Source organism: Roseateles rivi (assembly GCF_043555845.1).
Lineage (GTDB): Bacteria > Pseudomonadota > Gammaproteobacteria > Burkholderiales > Burkholderiaceae_C > Roseateles > Roseateles rivi.
This window is the reverse complement of the sequence record NZ_JBIGHZ010000006.1, coordinates 1-19,737: the sequence shown is the minus strand read 5'-3', so window position 1 is coordinate 19,737 and position 19,737 is coordinate 1. Positions and strand designations below refer to the sequence as shown.

Annotated in this window: 18 protein-coding genes and 1 pseudogene; 9 read left to right on the top strand and 10 right to left on the bottom strand. The window is 63.3% G+C overall.

Features of this window, described 5'->3' with window-relative positions; genetic code table 11:
• Window positions 1-25: 25 nt before the first annotated feature.
• Both carB and carA read right to left on the bottom strand, forming a co-directional pair.
• On the bottom strand, window positions 26-3,292 hold the full coding sequence (carB, locus tag ACG0Z6_RS15205; RefSeq protein WP_394462924.1) for a carbamoyl-phosphate synthase large subunit: 3,267 nt from the start codon (window positions 3,290-3,292) through the stop codon (window positions 26-28).
• 54 nt (window positions 3,293-3,346) lie between these two features.
• Window positions 3,347-4,507 carry a glutamine-hydrolyzing carbamoyl-phosphate synthase small subunit gene (carA, locus tag ACG0Z6_RS15200; RefSeq protein WP_394462922.1) on the bottom strand — a complete coding sequence of 387 codons (1,161 nt, stop codon included), beginning with the start codon at window positions 4,505-4,507 and terminating at the stop codon, window positions 3,347-3,349.
• Between the two features lie 487 nt (window positions 4,508-4,994).
• Here carA and ACG0Z6_RS15195 point away from each other — a divergent pair, with 487 nt between their 5' ends.
• A complete protein-coding gene (locus tag ACG0Z6_RS15195) occupies window positions 4,995-5,690 on the top strand; it encodes a Bax inhibitor-1/YccA family protein (RefSeq protein WP_394462920.1) in 696 nt (231 codons plus the stop codon).
• Window positions 5,691-5,763: 73 nt separating this feature from the next.
• Here ACG0Z6_RS15195 and ACG0Z6_RS15190 read toward each other — a convergent pair whose 3' ends face one another.
• Window positions 5,764-6,846 carry a TRAP transporter substrate-binding protein gene (locus ACG0Z6_RS15190; RefSeq protein ID WP_394462918.1) on the bottom strand — a complete coding sequence of 361 codons (1,083 nt, stop codon included), beginning with the start codon at window positions 6,844-6,846 and terminating at the stop codon, window positions 5,764-5,766.
• Between the two features lie 241 nt (window positions 6,847-7,087).
• Complete coding sequence (pmbA, locus tag ACG0Z6_RS15185) at window positions 7,088-8,455, bottom strand: metalloprotease PmbA (protein WP_394462916.1); 1,368 nt, start codon at window positions 8,453-8,455, stop codon at window positions 7,088-7,090.
• Window positions 8,456-8,559: 104 nt separating this feature from the next.
• Here pmbA and yjgA point away from each other — a divergent pair, with 104 nt between their 5' ends.
• Together yjgA and mog are read left to right on the top strand one after the other, a co-directional pair.
• On the top strand, window positions 8,560-9,138 hold the full coding sequence (yjgA, locus tag ACG0Z6_RS15180) for a ribosome biogenesis factor YjgA (RefSeq protein ID WP_394462914.1): 579 nt from the start codon (window positions 8,560-8,562) through the stop codon (window positions 9,136-9,138).
• Entirely contained in the window at window positions 9,131-9,733 is a 603-nt protein-coding gene (gene mog / locus ACG0Z6_RS15175) for a molybdopterin adenylyltransferase (protein ID WP_394462912.1), read from the top strand. The genes yjgA and mog overlap by 8 nt, the downstream gene beginning before the upstream one ends.
• A 5-nt stretch (window positions 9,734-9,738) precedes the next feature.
• Here mog and cysE read toward each other — a convergent pair whose 3' ends face one another.
• Window positions 9,739-10,506, bottom strand: a complete 768-nt coding sequence (cysE, locus tag ACG0Z6_RS15170) for a serine O-acetyltransferase (protein ID WP_394463387.1) — start codon at window positions 10,504-10,506, stop codon at window positions 9,739-9,741.
• Between the two features lie 99 nt (window positions 10,507-10,605).
• The gene (locus ACG0Z6_RS15165; protein ID WP_394462910.1) at window positions 10,606-11,382 is read right to left on the bottom strand and encodes an RNA methyltransferase; all 777 of its coding nucleotides are present in this window, start codon (window positions 11,380-11,382) and stop codon (window positions 10,606-10,608) included.
• A 167-nt stretch (window positions 11,383-11,549) separates the two neighbouring features.
• Between ACG0Z6_RS15165 and ACG0Z6_RS15160 the strand changes: the two genes are divergently transcribed.
• Window positions 11,550-12,506 (top strand): inositol monophosphatase family protein, encoded by a 957-nt coding sequence (locus ACG0Z6_RS15160; RefSeq protein ID WP_394462908.1) that lies wholly within the window; start codon window positions 11,550-11,552, stop codon window positions 12,504-12,506.
• A gap of 33 nt (window positions 12,507-12,539) precedes the next feature.
• Here the strand turns inward: ACG0Z6_RS15160 and ACG0Z6_RS15155 are convergent, their stop codons facing one another.
• Together ACG0Z6_RS15155 and ACG0Z6_RS15150 are read right to left on the bottom strand one after the other, a co-directional pair.
• Window positions 12,540-13,448, bottom strand: coding sequence for a LysR family transcriptional regulator (locus ACG0Z6_RS15155; RefSeq protein WP_394462906.1), 909 nt, complete (start codon window positions 13,446-13,448; stop codon window positions 12,540-12,542).
• 58 nt (window positions 13,449-13,506) lie between these two features.
• The gene (locus ACG0Z6_RS15150; protein ID WP_394462904.1) at window positions 13,507-13,770 is read right to left on the bottom strand and encodes a hypothetical protein; all 264 of its coding nucleotides are present in this window, start codon (window positions 13,768-13,770) and stop codon (window positions 13,507-13,509) included.
• Between ACG0Z6_RS15150 and ACG0Z6_RS15145 the strand changes: the two genes are divergently transcribed.
• Window positions 13,751-14,593, top strand: a complete 843-nt coding sequence (locus tag ACG0Z6_RS15145; RefSeq protein WP_394462902.1) for a pirin family protein — start codon at window positions 13,751-13,753, stop codon at window positions 14,591-14,593. The genes ACG0Z6_RS15150 and ACG0Z6_RS15145 overlap by 20 nt on opposite strands.
• Before the next feature lie 156 nt (window positions 14,594-14,749).
• Complete coding sequence (locus ACG0Z6_RS15140; protein WP_394462900.1) at window positions 14,750-15,331, top strand: rhomboid family intramembrane serine protease; 582 nt, start codon at window positions 14,750-14,752, stop codon at window positions 15,329-15,331.
• A gap of 12 nt (window positions 15,332-15,343) precedes the next feature.
• Here the strand turns inward: ACG0Z6_RS15140 and ACG0Z6_RS15135 are convergent, their stop codons facing one another.
• Window positions 15,344-16,264 carry an NAD-dependent epimerase/dehydratase family protein gene (locus ACG0Z6_RS15135; RefSeq protein WP_394462898.1) on the bottom strand — a complete coding sequence of 307 codons (921 nt, stop codon included), beginning with the start codon at window positions 16,262-16,264 and terminating at the stop codon, window positions 15,344-15,346.
• Window positions 16,265-16,385: 121 nt separating this feature from the next.
• Here ACG0Z6_RS15135 and ACG0Z6_RS15130 point away from each other — a divergent pair, with 121 nt between their 5' ends.
• The 3 genes from ACG0Z6_RS15130 to ACG0Z6_RS15120 all read left to right on the top strand — a co-directional run bounded on the left by ACG0Z6_RS15130 (window position 16,386) and on the right by ACG0Z6_RS15120 (window position 19,490).
• Complete coding sequence (locus ACG0Z6_RS15130; RefSeq protein ID WP_394462896.1) at window positions 16,386-17,423, top strand: CDP-6-deoxy-delta-3,4-glucoseen reductase; 1,038 nt, start codon at window positions 16,386-16,388, stop codon at window positions 17,421-17,423.
• A gap of 12 nt (window positions 17,424-17,435) precedes the next feature.
• Window positions 17,436-18,191 carry a 2OG-Fe dioxygenase family protein gene (locus ACG0Z6_RS15125; RefSeq protein ID WP_394462894.1) on the top strand — a complete coding sequence of 252 codons (756 nt, stop codon included), beginning with the start codon at window positions 17,436-17,438 and terminating at the stop codon, window positions 18,189-18,191.
• A 189-nt stretch (window positions 18,192-18,380) separates the two neighbouring features.
• A complete protein-coding gene (locus ACG0Z6_RS15120) occupies window positions 18,381-19,490 on the top strand; it encodes a Leu/Phe/Val dehydrogenase (RefSeq protein WP_394462892.1) in 1,110 nt (369 codons plus the stop codon).
• Between the two features lie 123 nt (window positions 19,491-19,613).
• On the opposite strand, the pseudogene ACG0Z6_RS15115 reads toward ACG0Z6_RS15120, so the two are convergent.
• Window positions 19,614-19,737, bottom strand: a pseudogene (locus ACG0Z6_RS15115) (ABC transporter ATP-binding protein); the annotation flags it as partial.

Genomic DNA, 19,737 nt, shown 5'->3' with positions numbered 1-19,737 from the left:
AGCGGACCTCGCGCGGTGGCGCAGTTTAGTGCAGTTCGGCGTGCAATTCCTGCAGGGAGTGCACGGTCAAACCGTCCTTGTGCTTCATGCCTTCTACAGCGGCTTCAGCACCGGCCATGGTGGTGTAGTAGGTGATGCGATTGGCCAGCGCGGCTTGGCGGATGTAGCGGCTGTCGGCGATGGCCGCACGCGTCTCGTCCACCGTGGTCAGCACCAGCTGAATATCGTTGCCCTTGATCAGGTCCACGATATTGGGGCGCCCGTCTTTGACCTTGTTGACCAAATGCACCGGCACGCCAGCCTCAGCAATGGCGGCTGCCGTGCCCTTGGTGGCCACGACACCAAAGCCCAGCTGATGCAGGTCTTGCGCCAGCTTGACGGCCCGTGCCTTGTCGCCGTTCTTGACGGTGATGAGCACATTGCCTTGACGCGGCAAGCGCGAGCCCGCGCCGATCTGGCTCTTGAGCATGGCTTCGCCAAAGCTGCGGCCCGCGCCCATGACCTCGCCGGTAGAGCGCATCTCGGGGCTGAGGATGGGGTCCACGCCGGGGAACTTGTTGAAGGGGAAGACGGCTTCTTTGACGCTGAAGTACGGCGGCACGACCTCGTGCGGACGCTCGCCGTTGCGGTCCTTCTGCGCTGACAGCGGCACACCGGCCATGCAGCGTGCCGCAATCTTGGCCAGCTGCTGACCCGTGGCTTTGGACACAAAGGGCACGGTGCGCGAAGCGCGCGGGTTCACTTCCAGTACGTAGATGGTGTTGTCAGCCAAGCCCTTGGTGGTGTCGCCCTGAATGGCAAACTGCACGTTCATGAGGCCCACCACCTTCAGCGCCTTGGCCATGGCCGCCGTCTGCTTGCGCAGCTCGTCTTGCAGCTCGGCAGACAGGGTGTAGGGTGGCAGCGAGCAGGCCGAGTCACCGGAGTGAATGCCCGCAGCTTCCACGTGCTCCATGATGCCGCCGATCATCACGTCCTGGCCGTCGCTGATGCAGTCCACATCGACTTCCACAGCGTCTTGCAGGAAGTGGTCCAGCAGCACGGGAGACTTGTCGGAGACACGCACCGCTTCGCGCATATAGCGCTCGAGGTCCTTGTCGCCGTGCACGATTTCCATGGCGCGGCCGCCCAGCACATAGCTGGGACGCACCACCAGCGGATAGCCGATTTCGTGCGCCAGAGCCACGGCCTCGTCTTCGCTGCGCGCAGTGCGGTTGGGCGGCTGCCTGAGGCCCAGCTCGTGCAACAGCTTCTGGAAGCGCTCACGGTCTTCAGCGATGTCGATGGAGTCCGGCGACGTGCCGATGATGGGCACGCCAGCGCGCTCCAAATCCAGCGCCAGCTTGAGCGGCGTCTGACCACCGTACTGCACGATCACGCCAACAGGTTTTTCCTTGGCCACGATCTCCAGCACGTCCTCCAGCGTCACCGGCTCGAAATAGAGTCGGTCGCTGGTGTCGTAGTCGGTAGAGACGGTTTCGGGGTTGCAGTTGACCATGATGGTTTCGTAACCATCCTCGCGCATGGCCAAAGCGGCGTGCACACAGCAGTAGTCGAACTCAATGCCCTGCCCGATGCGGTTGGGGCCACCACCGAGCACCATGATTTTTTTCTTGTCCGTCGGCTCGGCCTCGCACTCTTCCTCGTAGGTGGAGTACATGTAGGCGGTCTGCGTCTCGAACTCAGCCGCGCAGGTGTCCACGCGCTTGTAGACCGGGCGCACGCCCTGGGCCCAGCGCGCCTGACGCACCTCGTGCTGATTCGTCCCCAACAGCTTGGCCAGGCGTTTGTCGGAGAAACCTTTTTGCTTGAGCAAGCGCAGCTCGGCCGTGCTCAGCGAGGCCAGCGTGCGGCCCATGAGCGATTGCTCAATGCGCACCAGCTGCTCAATCTGCGCCAGGAACCAGGGGTCCACAGCCGTCTCGTCAAACACCTCTTGCAGCGTCATGCCCACGCGGAAGGCGTCGGCCAGGAACAAGATGCGCTCAGGCCCGGCCTCGCCGATTTCCTGCTCGATTTCCTCGCGGTCGGTGGAGCGCTCGGTCAGGCCGTCAATGCCCGTCTCCAAGCCGCGCAGCGCCTTTTGGAAGGATTCCTGGAAGGTGCGGCCCATGGCCATCACCTCGCCCACCGACTTCATCTGCGTGGTCAGACGCGAATCGGCCATGGGGAATTTTTCGAAGGCAAAACGCGGGATCTTGGTCACCACGTAGTCGATGGACGGCTCAAACGAGGCTGGCGTAGCACCGCCGGTGATGTCGTTCTTGAGCTCATCGAGCGTGTAGCCCACCGCCAGCTTGGCGGCCACCTTGGCGATGGGGAAGCCCGTGGCCTTGGAGGCCAACGCCGAGCTGCGGCTCACACGCGGGTTCATCTCGATCACCGTCATGCGGCCGTTGGCCGGGTTGATGGAGAACTGCACGTTGGAGCCGCCGGTGTCCACGCCAATTTCGCGCAAGATGGCGATGGAGGCATTGCGCAGCAGCTGGTATTCCTTGTCGGTGAGCGTCTGCGCGGGCGCCACGGTGATGGAGTCACCGGTGTGAATGCCCATGGGGTCGAGGTTCTCAATGGAGCACACGATGATGCAGTTGTCAGCGCGGTCGCGCACGACTTCCATCTCGTACTCTTTCCAACCCACCAGCGACTCTTCGATCAGCAGCTCGTTGGTCGGCGACAAGTCCAGACCCCGCTTGCAGATCTCTTCAAACTCTTCGGGGTTGTAGGCAATGCCGCCGCCTGTGCCGCCCAGCGTGAAGCTCGGGCGAATGACCATGGGGAAGCCGCTGCCCCCGATTTCGGCGTGGATACGCTTTTGCACCGCCCAGGCCTCTTCCAGGCTGTGGGCAATGCCGGACTTGGCCGATTCCAGGCCAATCTTGGTCATCGCGTCCTTGAACTTCTGGCGATCTTCGGCCTTTTCGATGGCCTTTTCGTTGGCGCCAATCATCTCCACGCCGTACTTGGCCAGCACGCCGTGCTTGTGCAAGTCCAGCGCGCAATTGAGCGCCGTCTGCCCACCCATGGTGGGCAAGATGGCGTTGGGGCGCTCCTTGGCAATGATCTTCTCCACCACCTGCCAGGTGATGGGCTCGATATAGGTCACGTCCGCCGTGTCCGGGTCGGTCATGATGGTCGCAGGGTTGCTGTTGACCAAGATGACGCGGTAGCCCTCCTCGCGCAAAGCCTTGCAGGCCTGGGCGCCGGAGTAGTCGAATTCGCAGGCCTGACCAATGATGATGGGGCCTGCGCCGATGATGAGAATGCTCTGAATATCTGTACGTTTGGGCATGTTGTGACTCCGCCAGCAGGTGTCCGGGCGCAGCGGTGCTGCGCCGCTCAGCACTCAGGCCTTGGCCATCAGGCCGATAAAACGATCGAACAAGTAACCGATGTCGTGCGGGCCGGGGCTGGCTTCGGGGTGTCCTTGGAAACAAAACGCGGGCTTGTCGGTCCGCGCCAAGCCCTGAAGCGTGCCGTCGAACAGGCTCACGTGCGTGGCACGCAAGTTCGCCGGCAAGGTCTCAGCATTCACCGCAAAACCGTGGTTCTGGCTGGTGATGGACACGCGACCACTGTCCAAATCTTTCACCGGGTGGTTGGCCCCGTGGTGGCCAAACTTCATCTTGAAGGTCTTGGCACCACTGGCCAGGGCCATGATTTGATGCCCCAGGCAAATACCAAAAGTCGGGATGCCTGCTTCGATGATCTGGGCCGTGGCAGCAATGGCGTAGTCGCAAGGCGCTGGGTCGCCAGGGCCGTTGGAGAGGAACACGCCGTCCGGCTCAAGGCCGAAGACCTCGCTGGCAGGCGTTTTGGCGGGCACCACCGTGACCTTGCAGCCGCGCGAGGCCAGCATGCGCAGGATGTTGGCTTTGACGCCAAAGTCGTAGGCCACCACGTGGAATTTGGGCTGGCTTTGCACGCTGTAGCCGCGACCCAACTGCCACTCGGTTTGCGTCCAAACCTCTGTCTGTTGGCGGCTGACCACCTGCGCCAAGTCCTGGCCTGCCATATTCGGCGCGGCCTGGGCCAAGGCAATGGCGCGCTGGACGTGAGCCTCGGTGATGATCTCACCAGCCTCCAGCGCCAAGATGCAGCCGTTTTGTGCGCCGGTCTGGCGCAGCACACGCGTCAGGCGACGCGTGTCGATGCCCGCAATGGCCACCGTGCCTTCGTCTCGAAGGTATTGCGTGAGCGTGCGGGATTTGCGGAAGTTGGAATCAAGAACCGGGGGTTCCTTGATGATCAAACCAGCGGCATGGACTCGTGAGGCCTCGACGTCCTCCTCGTTGACACCGTAGTTGCCGATGTGCGGATACGTGAGCGTCACGATCTGCCGGCAGTAGCTGGGGTCAGTGAGGATTTCTTGATAGCCGGTCAGCGAGGTGTTGAACACCACCTCACCAACCGTGTGACCGGCTGCGCCGATCGAGGCACCCTTGAAGACCGTGCCGTCTGCCAATGCGAGTACCGCAGGAAGGGGGGAGAGCAGATCGGGCAGCACGGGGGAACTCCGGTGAATTGCGCGCCCAGACGTCACTCCTTCGCCTCCTCATCACCCCAGCTTCACGCGGGTGACGGGTCAACAGAAGTCGCCAACTTGGAAAGTAGGAAACGGCTTGGAGTTTCGCTGTAGCGGCAGGTTGCAGATAAACCTGTCGAGTATACCTCGGACGCACTAGGCCAAACCCTCGGTCGCACACAATCCTGTAACAGCGTGGGCCACCAGAGCATCCCCAGCCCCACCACCCGGAAAGAAACACCACGCAGATCGACATGTGTGATAAAAACCGTAGGCGAAGAATATTTATACGATGGTATTTTCGAACAATTACTAAGATCAGCGCGCCTTGCTGAACGTCAAGATAGCAGCCAAGATCGCACCGGACAAAAGCCCATTCTTCGCTCTGGATCCCCGCCGATGGGCGCAGAGTCCACTGCGCGCAAATGGCCTCACAATCCCACCTCACTAGCAACCTACTGGAGGACGTATGAACCAAGGTTTTCCAACCCCCTACGGCGACGCCTATGGCAGCGCGGTTGCCGTCGACCGCAACCGCGTGTTGCGCAACACCTACTGGCTGCTGGCCGTGTCTCTGGTGCCCACGGTTCTTGGCGCATGGGTGGGCGTGAGCACAGGCATCATGGCCAAAATGGGCATGCTGGCCAGCACGCTGATCTTCTTTGCTGGCGCCTTTGGCCTGATGTACGTCATTGAGCGCAACAAGAACTCCTCGATCGGTGTTTACGCCCTGCTGGGCTTCACCTTCTTCATGGGGCTGATGCTGTCGCGCATGCTGGCGCAAATCCTCGGCTTCAAGAACGGCGCGTCCTTGATCATGACCGCCTTTGGAGGCACGGCAGCCATCTTCTTCGCCATGGCCAGCTTGGCCACAGTGATCAAGCGCGACCTCTCCAGCATGGGCAAGTTCTTGTTCGTGGGCGTCATCATCCTGCTGGTGGCCGGCCTGGTGAACATCTTCCTGCAGTCCTCCGCGCTGATGCTGACGCTGCTGGTGCTGTCGCTGGGCATCTTCTCTGCCTTCATGCTGTATGACGTCAAGCGCGTCATCGACGGCGGTGAAACGAACTATGTCAGCGCCGCCTTGGCCATCTACCTGGACATCTACAACGTGTTCCAGAGCCTGCTGGCCATTCTGGGCATCTTCGGCGGCGAACGCGAATAACACAGCGAACCCCATAAACAAACACCCCGGCGACCGAGAGGTTGCCGGGGTGTTTTGCTTCTAAGCCGCCTCTTTAGAGCTTTTGCGACTGCATGAAGTCATCGAAGCTCTTCTCTGCAAAGCGAGACCACAGGTTCTGGTCTCGACGGAAGGTAGCGTAGTCCTCGTAGACCTTCTTCCAGTTCGGGTTCTTGCTGGACAACTCGCTGTAAAGCGCCATGGCCTCCTTGAAGGCCGTCGCCATGACGTCTTTGGGCATGCGCACAAGCTTGGTCCCGCTGCCCACCAACTGGCGCAGTGCAGCAGGATTTTTGGCGTCGTACTTGGCCTGCATGTCGGTGTGCGCAATAGCGGCAGCGGCCTCAACAATAGCCTTGTACTCCGGCGTCAGCGCCTCAAAGGCCTTGGTGTTGATGAAAAAGTCCAGTTGCGGGCCGCCTTCCCACCAGGCAGGGTAGACGTAAAAGGGGGCCACCTTGTTGAAGCCTAGCTTTTGATCGTCGTAAGGGCCCACCCATTCCGCCGCGTCGATCGTGCCTTTTTCCAGGGCTTGGTAAATCTCGCCGCCAGGAATATTTTGCGGCACGCCACCCATGCGCTCAAGAACCCGGCCAGCAAACCCGCCAATGCGCATTTTCATGCCTTTGATATCCGCAAGGCTCTTGATCTCCTTGCGATACCAACCACCCATCTGCGCGCCGGTATTACCACCCGGGAAAGAAATGATGCCGAAGTTTCTGTAGAAATCCCGCATCAACTTCAGACCATTCCCCTCATACATCCAGGCCGTCATTTGTCGGCTATTCAAACCAAAGGGGATTGCACAACCCAAAGCAAAGGTCTCATCTTTGCCGAAAAAGTAATATGGAGCTGTGTGAGCCATTTCGACGGTGCCATTTTGAACACCGTCAACAACCCCAAAAGGAGGCATCAGTTCGCCGCCCGCATGGACGGAAATCTGGAATTTTCCGCCTGACATTTCCGCGACTTTTTTGGTGAACACATCGGCCGCACCAAAAATCGTGTCCAGCGACTTGGGAAAGCTCGATGCCAAACGCCAGCGCAAGTTAGCCTGGGCGTGAACCACAGCGGGCGCCACGCCACTGGCAAGGACGCCAGCCAAGCCTGCCTGCGTAACGAAGGAACGACGTTTCATGCCTGTCTCCTGTGAAATCGGGGTATATGACTCCCCGAGTGTAGGCGGCATGAAAACTGCGCCATTACGTATCTACCCTAGCGACCATCATCAACTGCAACAGCGTAGCAGGAGCCACCGCCCAAAAGCCACCAGGATGACGCCAATGAAATCGCCCTGCCATCATTTCCTGACACAAAATTGACAGACAGAGCGTCGCAAGGCCGCTTCAGAGCCAAAATCCATGAAGACAGGCGATAAATCAGGCACCAGCCAGCTTCATTTCAGAAACCAGAACGGAGCCCACATTTTTCCCACCCAGGTTGTACATATCCGCACCAATACCAACGATGTTCTTGAACATATCCATCAAATTACCCGCAATGGTAATTTCATGCACCGGATGGACAATTTGCCCGTTCTCAACCCAATAGCCACTGGCACCACGTGAATAGTCGCCCGTCACGTAGTTCACGCCCTGCCCCATCAGCTCCGTCACGAACAGACCAGTACCCAGACGGCGCAGCATGGTGGACAAATCATCGCCGGGGGCTGTCGCGCGGCTGCGCATGAACAAGTTGTGTGAGCCGCCGCTATGGCCGGTGGTTTTCATGCCCAGCTTGCGCGCTGAATAGCTGGTCAGGAAGTAGCCCTGCAACACCCCGGCATCTACCAAGGTTCTAGGCTGGGTCAGCACGCCCTCATCGTCAAAAGGCGTCGAGCCTTTGGCTTTGGGAATGTGCGGATCTTCCAAAACATCCACATGCGTGGGCAACACGGGCTTGCCCAGGCTGTCGAGCAAGAAGGTGGCGCGCCGGTAGAGCGCACCGCCAGAGGTCGCTTGCACCAGCGCCCCCAACAGGCCGGCCGCAACCGGCGCTTCAAACAGCACCGGCACGGTGGCGGTTTTGACTTTGCGCGCTTTCAGGCGGGCCAAGGCGCGCTCTGCGGCGTAGCGACCAACCGATTCGGGGCTGGCCACGTCAGCGGGGTCGCGCATGGAGCTGTACCAGGAGTCGCGCTCCATCGCCGCACCGCGCCCGGCAATGGGTGCGACGGAAATGCTGTGGCGCGAGCTGGCGTAGCCGCCACGAAAACCGCGCGAGTTGCCCGCAAAAAAGTGTGACTGTTGGGCAGACACGCCCGCGCCTTCAGAGTTGGTGATGCGGGCATCGGTGTCAAAAGCCGCCTGCTCGCAACGCAGCGCCAGAGCGGCAGCCTGTTCGGGGTCGACCGCCCAGTGGTGATAGAGATCCAACTGCGGCAGCGGCGTGTCGTCGCGCGCCAGCAAGTCGGCATCGGGCAGGCCCGCGAACTCATCCTCTGCTGTGAAGCGAGCGATGTCGTAGGCCGCGCGCACCGTGTCCACCAAGGCCTGTTTGGAAAAATCTGAGGTGCTGGCGTTGCCGCGGCGCTGTCCCAGGTAGACGGAGATGCCCAGGGACTTGTCGCGGTTGCGCTCCACGTTTTCCAAACGCCCGCGGCGCACCGAAACCGACAGGCCACTGCCCTCAGAGACCTCTGCTCCCGCATCGCTGGCACCGAGCCGTTTGGCCTCGGCCAAGACCTCCTCAATCAGCTCGCGAAACTGCTGCGGGGAGTAGGCGAATCCTTGGGGTTCTTGGCTCATGATGTTTTTGCAATGCGCAGCGCGGAGCTGCCACAGATACAGACGGGGGACTATCATACGGGCCCCTCTGGGCTGGCGTAGTACTCAGCCCCAACCCGACGCCCATGCAAGCAGACCACGACACCTTCGACTTCGACGACGACCGCCCCAGCAAGAGCCAGCTCAAGCGCGACATGAACGCGCTGCAAGAGCTGGGGGTGGAACTGCTCGACTTGCCCGACAGCCGGCTCAACGCGCTGCAACTGCCCGATTCGCTGCTGGACGCCATCAAGATGGCGCGCAAGCTGAGGAATACGCGCGGCGCGCAACGCCGCCAGATGCAGCTCATTGGCAAGCTCATGCGCAATATCGACGCCGAGCCCGTTCGCCAAGCCGTGGCGGAATTCAAACTCGGGCGCGCGCTCGACAGCGTGCTGCTGCACGAAGCCGAGATCTGGCGCGAGCGCCTGGTGGCCGCCGACGATGCGCTGCAGCAGTTCTTGAGCGCCCACCCCGGCGTGGACATGCAACACCTGCGCAGCTTGATTCGCGCCGCGCGCAAAGACCGCGCCGCCGAGGTCAGCCAGCGCAACGGCCGCTCTTGGCGCGAACTGTTCCAGTTCATCAAAGCCACGCTCAATGCGACTCGTGGCGGTGACGCAGCGCTGCAGGACGAAGTCAGCACCGATGACGACGATGAGTGAGCCCTCCGCCGCCCTGCCCCCACCCGAGGCCCTGCGCATCGGTGTGGTCTCGATCAGCGACCGCGCCAGCAGCGGCGTGTACGAAGACCAGGGCCTGCCCGCCCTGCGCGACTGGCTGTGCAAAGCTCTGCACAACCCCATCGAATTCGAGTGCCGCCTGATTCCCGACGAGCGCGAGCTGATTGCCAGCACCTTGCGCGACTTGGTGGACCAAGCGCGCTGCGATGTGGTCCTGACCACCGGCGGCACCGGCCCGGCACCGCGCGACGTCACGCCCGAGGCCACCCTCGACGTGGCCGACCGTGAGCTGCCCGGCTTTGGCGAACAGATGCGCCAAATTTCGCTGCACTTCGTGCCCACGGCCATCTTGTCGCGGCAAACAGCGGTGATTCGCGGGCGCGCTTTGATCATCAATCTGCCCGGCCAGCCCAAAGCCATTGCAGAAACCCTGGGCGGCCACCCACAAGCCAGCGGTATTTTTGCCGCCGTGCCTTATTGCGTGGATTTGATCGGCGGCCCGTACATGGAAACGCGCGCCAGCGTGATCAAGGCCTTCCGGCCCAAAACCGCGCAGCGCCCGATCCGGCCTGAGTAACGCGCTTACTTAACCAGGCGCGACAGCCCTGCGGCATCAAAGCACTCGGCCTGTTGCGCGCCTTCTGGCACACAGTCTTGGCGCTGCCCCTGCGACAGCGTGCTGACCGCCTGCCACAGCAGGGCGATTTGGTGCTCATGGCCCGCAGCGCTGTCGATCAAGCCCTTCATGGCCTGCGCCACGGGGTCGTCACCCTGCGTCACGCCATAGGCTGAAAAGCCCATGCGTGCAGCCGCGGCCTCGCGTTCAGCGTCGGCCTGCACTTCGATGATGCGTGCCGGGTTGCCAACGGCCGTGGCCCCTGCGGGCACCGCCTTGGTCACCACGGCGTTAGAGCCCACACGAGCCCCTGCCCCCACCGTGAAGCCGCCCAGCACACAGGCATTGGCACCGACGATGACACCGGCCTCCAGCGTGGGATGGCGCTTGGCGCCCTTGACCAAGGACGTGCCGCCCAGCGTCACGCCTTGATAGATGGTGCAGTCGTCGCCGATCTCGGCCATCTCCCCAATCACCACGCCCATGCCGTGGTCGATGAACACGCGGCGGCCGATGGTGGCGCCGGGGTGGATTTCAATACCGGTGAGAAACCTAGCGATGTGCGAGATGAAACGCCCCAGCCAGCGCCAGCCTCGGCGCCAACATGCGTGGGCCGCGCGATGCAAGACCAGGGCATGCAGCCCTGGGTAGCAGGTGAGCACCTCCCAGCGCGAACGTGCCGCTGGGTCTCGCTCCAGGATGCAGGCTATGTCTTCTCGCAGGCGCTGGAACATGGCGGGCAGGATGAGGCACGACAGGGTGCCGTGGCTGGCAAACAGGGCCGCACAGTGTAGCGGCACTGCCTGCGGTCTCTAAGGGCGCACCACAGGGCTTCAGCGCTGTGGTGGTGGATTTTTGGGCTCAGATGCCGCGGGCTCCTGCCGCTGGCAGCGCTGCATGGCGCCGGCCATGCCTCGCAGGATGTGAACTTCTTCGGCCGTGAGTGCGGCGCGATTGAAGAGCTGGTTCAAGCGAGGCAGCAGCTTCTTGGGCGCTTGTGGGTCCAGATAGCCGATATGCACCAGCGCCTGCTCCAGGTGCGAGAGCAGGCCTTGCACGGCTTTGGCGTCGGCCAGCTCTGCCGGTTTGGTGCGGCCCTGCACGGCGTAGCCACCCAGCGCCTGGCGCCATTCATAGGCCAGCAGCTGCACGGCCTGGGCCAGGTTCAGCGAGCCGTAGCCAGGGTCCGTGGGAATAGAAAGTACGGCATGGCATTTGTAGACGTCTTCGTTGCTCATGCCATAGCGCTCAGACCCAAACACCAGCGCGACGCGACGCTCTTGAGCCGCCAGCTCCGTGAACAAGGCTCGCGGCGCATGCACCGGCGGGCCGAAGTCGCGCGGCGTCATGGCCGTGGCACAGACGAAGTCGACGCCATCAAGCGCCTCTTCAAGGCTCTGCACCACACGCGCACGCACCAAAACGTCCGCCGCGCCGCTGGCCATGGCCACGGTTTCTTCTTGCGACAGCACATCGGCAAAGCGCGGGCGCACCAACACCAAATCTGCAAAGCCCATGACCTTCATGGCCCGCGCCGCTGCACCCACATTGCCGGGGTGGCTGGTGTCGATCAGCACGAAGCGGGTGTGCTGCGCCGAACCTGGCTTCACAGTGGCTGGCGGATTCTGGTCAGGCATAGGGGAAAACTCGGTGTTGTGTCACAATCGTGGATTATCCCGCCTGCACCCGGTGCGCCTTGCGCATCTTTGGGGTCCACGGCGCGGAGAATCTGCTCTTTTCCCCTGCCAGTCCCCTCTCACACGAAAGCGCCCTCAGCATGTCGCAACAAGCTGCTCTTCACCCTATGCTCAATGTCGCCATCAAGGCGGCGCGCACTGCTGGCTCCATCATCAACCGGGCCTCGCTGGATCTGGATGTACTCAAGATCAACAGCAAATCGCCCAATGACTTTGTGACCGAGGTGGACCACGCAGCGGAAGAGGCCATCATCAGCACCCTGCTGGCCGCCTATCCCGACCACAGCATCCTGGCTGAAGAGTCTGGCCGCACCCACGGCAACCAAACGTCTGAATTCCAGTGGATCATCGACCCGCTGGACGGCACCACCAACTTCATCCACGGCTTCCCGGTTTATGCCGTGTCCATCGCGCTGGCGCACCGCGGCGTGGTGCAGCAAGCCGTGGTCTACGACCCTTGCCGCAACGACCTGTTCTATGCCACGCGTGGCCGCGGCGCTTACCTCAATGACCGCCGCCTGCGCGTCTCGCGCCGCACGCGCATGAGTGACGCACTCATCGGCACAGGCTTCCCCTTCCGCCGTGGCGACAACTTCAAGCGCTACATGAAGATGTTCGAGGAAGTCATGCAGCAGTGCGCTGGTCTGCGCCGCCCTGGCGCTGCAGCCCTCGACCTTTGCTATGTGGCGGCCGGGTATTACGACGCCTTCTTCGAAACCGGTCTCAACCCCTGGGATGTGGCCGCAGGTTCGCTCATCATCACCGAGGCCGGTGGCCTGGTGGGCAACTTCACCGGCGAGGCCGACTTCCTGCACCAGCGCGAGCTGGTGGCCGGCAGCCCCAAGATTTACGGGCAGCTGGTGCAAGTGCTCAAGCCCTACACCCGCGTCATCAGCGCAGAGCCTGCCGAGACCGAAGCCACCAGCGCCAAAACCGCTGAAGCTGCCGATGCCGTCGCCCAAGACGCTCCAGCCGCCACGCCACGCGCGCCAGTGCGCATCAAAAAGCGCGACCTCGACTCCTCCAACCGCACCTGACAAACACAGGTGCCACCCCACCCGATGCCACCCTCAGGCATCGGGTCGCTCGTTGAGCTCTTGCTTGAGCAAATCAATGAACTGCCGCACCCGTGCAGGCATCAAACGTGAGAGCGTGATGGCATGCACAGGCACGGCGGCGGCTCGCCACCCAGCCAGCAACGGCACCAGCTGCCCGCCTGCCACCAAGGGCTGTGCCAGGCGCTGATCCAGCAGCCCGACCCCCATTCCTTGTGCGGTGAGCTGCGTGGCCAGTTGCGGCCCTCCCGCAACCAGGCGGCCACTGACCCGCACTGTCTGCTCACGCCCTGGTGAGCCGCCAGCCTGAGCGAACTTCCAAGTCGAGGCAGCTTCGCTTTCGCTGAGCCGAATGCATGGCCATTGCGCCAGATCCCTCGGCTCATGCAATGGCGCGCGCTCCTGCAGAAGCTGCGGGCTGGCATAGAGCCCCGGTTGAAACACCCCCAGCGGGTGGGCAATCAACGCCGAGTCACTCAAGGGCCCCAGCCTGATGGCCAGGTCCAGCTGATGGGCCAACAAATCCTCAACCCTTGAGCTCAGCGACAGCGCCACGCTCACCCGCGGGTAGGCCTGCAAGTAGCGCCCCAAACAAGCCGCCAGGTAAAGATTGGCAAAGTCCCCCGTGCTGGCCACGCGCAAAGTGCCCGTGACCGTGCTGCGGTGGCTGGCAATCTCCTCATGCGCCAGATGGGCCTCTTCCACCAAGCTTTGGCAGCGCTGGAAGTAGGTCAAGCCCTCCGCCGTGGGCTCCACCCGCCGCGTGGTGCGGTTGAGCAGCTTGAAGCCGATGTGCGACTCCAGCGCAGCAATGCGGCGCGACAGCGTTGAAGCGGGCATCTTCAGCCGCTCAGCAGCCTGGGTGAAATTGCCCGCCGTCACCACTTCGACGAACAGCGCGATGTCGTTGAGCAATGGGCGCATATCGATTGATGCACAAATGAAATAGTGAATCCAATTTTGTCGATTTATCTAATTTTCCTTAAGAAATATGCTGACCCCATCGATGGCTCAGAAGGACTCCCGGATGCCGATAGAACGACGCCAGTTCCTGACTCGTGGTCTTGCTCGACATCTCCGCTGCCCGCACCAAGACTGCAACGTAGAACAGCCGCGACCTCCTGGAAATTGCCGGCATCGAGCTCATGACGGTCACGCCCATGATCACCGTCATGCTGAGTGATTGCAAAAAGCCAGCGTCCACATCCAACCCTTGATCGAACACCATGCCACAAGAAAAACCCATCACCGGCCGCCATGACGGAAGCCAGCACGGCCCCATCACGCGGCTCATCGACCCCTCTGCCTTGGGTGACGCCCTCAAGCCCTTTGTCTTCCTGGACTTCTTCAACGCGCCGGTGCAGCGGGGCTTCGGCTTTGGCATGCACCCGCATTCGGGCATTGCCACCCTGACCTGGCAGCCCGGCTGCGATGTGCGTTATCAAGACACCACGGGGCAAAACGGCGTGCTCAAAGCAGGAGGGCTGGAGTGGATGAACGCCGGTGGTGGTGCCTGGCATCAAGGCAGCTTCGACACCGAGGGGCAGGCCACGGGCTTTCAGCTCTGGGTGGCCATGCCTCCCGGCGTGGAAGATGGTGAGTCTTTCGGCCAATATGTGCCGCCGCAAGAGGTGCAAGCCGCAAAGTTTCCGGGGGGCGAGCTGCGTGTGCTGCTGGGCCAGCGGGACGTTCAAGGGCAGACCGTGGGCAGTGCCATTGAGCCCCACCATGACATGCACTACCTGGTGCTCACACTGGAAGCCCACGCCACATGGCATTGGGCCGTGCCCGCGCAACACGAGGTGTGCTGGGCCTTCCCTTTTGAGGGGTGTTTGCTCGTGAATGAGCAGGCCGAAGCCCTGCAGCTGCTGACCTTTGGCGCAGGTGCAGGGCTCACATGCCGGGCTGGTCCTCAAGGGGCTCGCGTGCTGTTGGGTTCTGCGCGAAAACACATGCACCCGCTGGTGTTGGGCCCCAGCTCTGTGCACACCAACGAGGCCTCTTTGCTGGCAGGCCGCCGCCGCATTCAAGACATCGGTCGCAGCTTGAAAAGCCAGGGAGCGCTGTGATTCAGGCCTGAATCGTTCACCCCGGCCTGTGGCGCAAGCCGGCAAACAGGCGGCGTGCCAGCACTTGCGCGCGGCAGACGTGAGGGGCTCGATGAGCCCCTACACTTGCCAGCTTAGGCGCCGCATGTGGTGGCGCCACCTTTCCACGCCGCACCCATGCCACCGATTCCAACCGTTACCCGGGCCTATATGCTGGCCTGCGTCGGCCTGTTCTGCGCCTTCTACCTGCTGCCACCGGGCTTTGAGTCTCTGTTTGCACTGTGGCCCATAGCCAGCGGCCAGTTCATGCCTTGGCAGCCTGTGACCTACGCCTTCTTGCACGGCGACGTCATGCACCTCTTCTTCAACATGCTCGGGCTGTGGATGTTTGGCTCGGAGCTGGAGCGGCTGTGGGGGCCGCGTCGCTACCTGCAGCTGCTGGCCGCTGGAGCGCTGGCCGCTGCGGGTGCGCAGCTGGTGTTCACGGTGCTGGTGGGCTCGCTGGCGCCGACGGTGGGGGCCTCGGGCGCATTGTTTGGTCTGCTGCTGGCCTTTGCCATGGTGTTCCCAGACCGCATCATCATGCCGCTCTTCCCGCCCATCCCCATGAAGGCCAAGTACTTCGTGGCCTTGTTCGGTGGCTTGGAGCTGCTCATGGGCATCACCGGGCGCAGCGGTATTGCGCACTTTGCCCATTTGGGCGGCATGCTGGGCGCTTGGCTGCTGATTCAGCACTGGCGCCACAGCCGCCGCCGCTGAAGTAGCGCGACCTCAGCCCTGCGGAGGCAGCAAGCCTTGCGCCACCGTGGGGTAGCGCAAGCGCAGGCGCAGCTCCTCTTTCAGCCGCGTGTTGCTGAGGCAGCGCGACTCACTCATAAAGCTCAGCTGCATGGCTCCGAGCGTCTCTTGCGCTTGGCTGCGGCTGATGCGCGGTGGCCGGGGCAGTTGGCAGAGGTCTGCGGCCAGATCGAAGTAGTCCCCCATCTTCAAGCGCGTGTCGTCGCAGACGTTGTAGGCGCGCTGTGGAGCGCCATGCCAGAGTGCGCGCGCGCAGGCGCGGGCGGCGTCGTCGGCATGGATGTGGTTGGTGTAGACGTCATCGGCCTCGCACAGCACCGGCGTGCCGCGCAGCAGGCGCTCGCGCGGGTGGCCGCCCTCGCGGTCCCAGGCGTAGATGCCGGGCAGGCGCAGCACGCTCACGCACACACCGTGGCGGCGCCCCCACTCCCGCACTTGCTGCTCGGCGTCCACACGCCGCAGCGCCCGCGCCGTGGTGGGCGCTGGCGCTGCCGTCTCATCCAGCAGCGCACCATGGGCATGGCCATACACACCCGTGGTGCTGACATACACCAGCTGCACAGGCCGCTGTGCACGCGACAACGTCTGCAGCAGCGCGCGGGTGCGGGTGTCGTGCTGCCCTTGCGAGGGCGGTGGCGCCAGATGCAGCACGCGCCGCGCCAAGCCAGCCAGGCGCTTGAGGCTCTCGGGTTGGTCCAGATCGCCACGGCACACCACAAGACCTTCGCGTTGCAAATCAGTCCTGGCTGAGCGGCTGAGCACCCGCACACGCCAACGTGCGGGCAGCAAGTCCAGCACACGCTGGCCCACATCGCCGCAGCCCACGATCAGCAGCTCGGCCTGGGCCCCAGACGGTTCACAACGGCGATGGGAGTTTGGGGGTTTGGGGCGCATACAGCTCGGCAGCCAAGGGGCTTGGGGCACAATTCGGGCTCAGTGTACGGCGCGTCAGCGGCCATCGTTTCTCACGGTGGTGTCGGACGCGCCGCGTGTTTCACCCCCTTCCCGCCCCACCATGAGTTTTCAGGTCACAGTCCAGCCCAGCGCACGCCAGTACAGCGTGCAGCCCGACGAAACACTTTTGCTTGCGGCCATACGCGAAGGCGTCGGTCTGCCCTACGGCTGCAAAGACGGCGCCTGCGGCTCTTGCAAATGCAAGCTGGTGGAGGGCGAGGTGGAGCTGGGCGAGCACCAGAGCAAAGCGCTCAGCGAAGACGAGCGCGCGCAGGGCCTGATCCTGACCTGCCGCGCCACACCCAAGACAGACGTGGTGCTGGAAGCACGCGGCGTCACGGGCGCGGGCGAATTCCCGGTGCTCAAGCTGCCCAGCCGCGTACTGAGCCTCGATCGCCCCAGCAGCGATGTGGCCATCGTCAAGCTGCAACTTCCGGCCACGCAAAACTTCCAGTACTACGCGGGCCAGTACGTGGAATTCATCCTGCGCGACGGTGCACGGCGCTGCTACTCCATGGCCAATGCCCCGCACCTGCTGGGCACGCCTGCGGCCATTGAGCTGCACATCCGCCACATGCCCGGGGGCAAGTTCACCGACCACGTGTTTGGTGCCCTCAAGGAAAAAGACATCCTGCGCATGGAAGGGCCGTTTGGCAGCTTCCGACTGAACCAAGACAGCGACAAGCCCATCGTGCTGCTGGCCTCGGGCACGGGCTTTGCGCCCATCAAGGCGCTGATTGAGCAGCTCGAGCAGCTCGAGTCCCACCGCCCCGCCGTGTTGTACTGGGGCTGCCGCAGCCGCGCAGACCTCTACCTGCACGAATGGGCCGAAGCCGCCGCGCAGCGCCTGCCTTGGCTTCGCTATGTGCCGGTCTTGTCCGAGCCCAAGCCCGAAGAGGCCTGGACCGGCCGCATGGGCTTTGTGCACGAGGCGGTGATGGCAGACCTCGCGGACCTCAGCGCTCATGAGGTCTACGCCTGCGGCGCGCCCATTGTGGTGAGCTCGGCGCGGCGCGATTTCAGCGCACGCTGCGGCCTGCCTGCCGAGGCCTTCTACGCCGACGCCTTCACCTCCGAGGCCGACAAAGCCTCCAGCTGATCGACCCCACCCATGCCCACGCTGCGCTTTGCTCCACCCTACGCTGCTGTTGATGCGTTCGCTTCTCAGCTGCGTGAGCTGGGCCACACCGTGCTGGCCCCGGCCAGCGTGGCGGAACACTTCGGCCTGCCTCTGGCTCAGCTGCAAGCCCTGCAGCCGTTTTGGAGCGATCTGCCCGCCGACGCCTACTTGCGCGACGGCGGCCGCTACCGTTTTCGGCGCCATGCCAGCCTGGTCGCGCAGCTGGGCGACTCACCCAGCCTGACCCTGGCTCCGCACCGCGCGCACTGGCAGCCGCTGGACTACAACGCGCTGCACGGCGGCATCGAGCGCTGGTTTGAGCCCGTCCACCCGGCGCTCTTGAACTCGGCGACTTGGCAGCGCTTGCTGCTGGGCTTGACGCAAGTGGCCAACGATTTGCACCCACACCGGGGACCGTGGTTTTTGGAAGCCCACCAGTTCCGCATTGACACCACGGACGGCATCGGGCGCCCGACGCCGGAGGGTGCACACCGCGACGGCGTGGACTTGGTGGCCGTGTTCATGCTGGCGCGCCACAACATCAAGGGCGGTGAGTCCCGCGTGTTCGAGGCCGAGGGCCCGCATGGACAGCGCTTCACGCTGTCTGAGCCCTGGTCGCTGCTGCTGCTGGACGATGTGCGGGTGATCCACGAATCCACCCCCATTCAACCGCTGGACAGCACGCAGCCCGGCCACCGCGACACGCTGGTCGTGACGCTGCGGCGCGAGGGCTTTTTGGGCCCCTGAACTTCGCTGTAACAAGCAGGCCTTCGATGCAAGGCTTGCATGGGCTGATGTCAACAGAAACGCCTTCTGTTGCCGCCACAAATTACACTCACACCCCCGGCGGCTCCAAAAGTGCCGTCGCCTTGGCGGCGGGACTGCATTCCCGCCAACTTACCTCGCACCACAAGTGCATTTGCCTCGCCTGACGCCATGAACGCTTTGACCGACCTCGTCCGTGCCCTCTCTGCAGGTTCCACAGAGTCCATCCCCACCTCTTTGTTTGGCCTGCCCGACCAAGCACCGCACGAGCGCGTGCTGCTGGCCGCCGACCCTCAGACGGGCCTCAAGGCCATTTTGGCTGTGCACAGCACGGCGCGCGGTCCAGCCTTTGGTGGCTGCCGCTTCTGGACCTATGACAACGAGCTGGCCGCACTGAACGATGCGCTGCGTCTGTCGCAAGGCATGAGCTTGAAGAACGCACTGGCCCAGCTGCCCTTTGGCGGCGGCAAGGCCGTGATCATCAAGCCCGCTGGCCACTTCGACCGCCCCGCGCTGTTCGCCGCTTTTGGCCGCGCTGTGCAGTCGCTCGACGGCGCTTACATCACCGCTGAAGACGTGGGCACCACCACCGCCGACATGCTGGGCATGCAAGCACACACGCAATACGTGTCGGGCATTCCGCGCGCTGGTGCCTTCGGTGGCGACCCCAGCCCCAAGACAGCCTACGGCGTGTTCGTCTCCATCGACGAAGGTGTCAAGCGCGTGCTGGGCCGCAGCTCGCTGGACGGCGTGCGCGTGGCCCTGCAAGGCCTGGGCGCTGTGGGCTGGCACCTGGCCGAATACCTGCACAAGGCTGGCGCCAAGCTGGTGGTGACGGACGTGGACGCCGCCAAAGTGCAGCGTGCGCAAGAACAATTCGGTGCCGTGGCCGTGGCCACCAGCGACATCCTGGCCGCCGACGTGGACGTGCTGGCACCGTGCGCACTCGGTGCGGTGCTGAACCAGCAATCCATTGCTTCGCTCAAAGCACGCCTGATTGCTGGCGCTGCCAACAACCAGCTTGCCACCGCTGCTGATGGCGACGCGCTGCACGCACGCGGCATCACCTACCTGCCGGACTACCTGGTCAACGCTGGCGGCATCATCAGCGTGGCCCGCGAATTCCGCAACGAAGGCGAAGAGCAGGCCGTCATGACCGAAGTGGGTCTGATCCGTGGCCGCGTGGCCGAGCTGCTCGAGCGCGTGCGCGCCAGCGGCGCCACGCCTGCGCGCGAGGCCGATGCCTGGGCGCGCTCGCTGCTGGTCAAGCCCGCAGCCTGAGGGCGGTGAAGGGGCCCGGCCACACCGGCCTCTTGCACATCCTTCCCTGCCAAACAAAAGCGGCCCTCGGGCCGCTTTTTTCTTGAGCTGTGTCTGACGCGTTCGCGCCGGTACAGCAGCGCCTCACTCCCCCAGATAAGCCGAGCGCACCTTGGGGTCGGCCAGCAGTTGGCGGCCGGGGCCTTGCAGCGTGATGAGCCCGGACTCCATCACGTAGCCGCGGTCGGCCAGTTGCAGTGCACGGCTG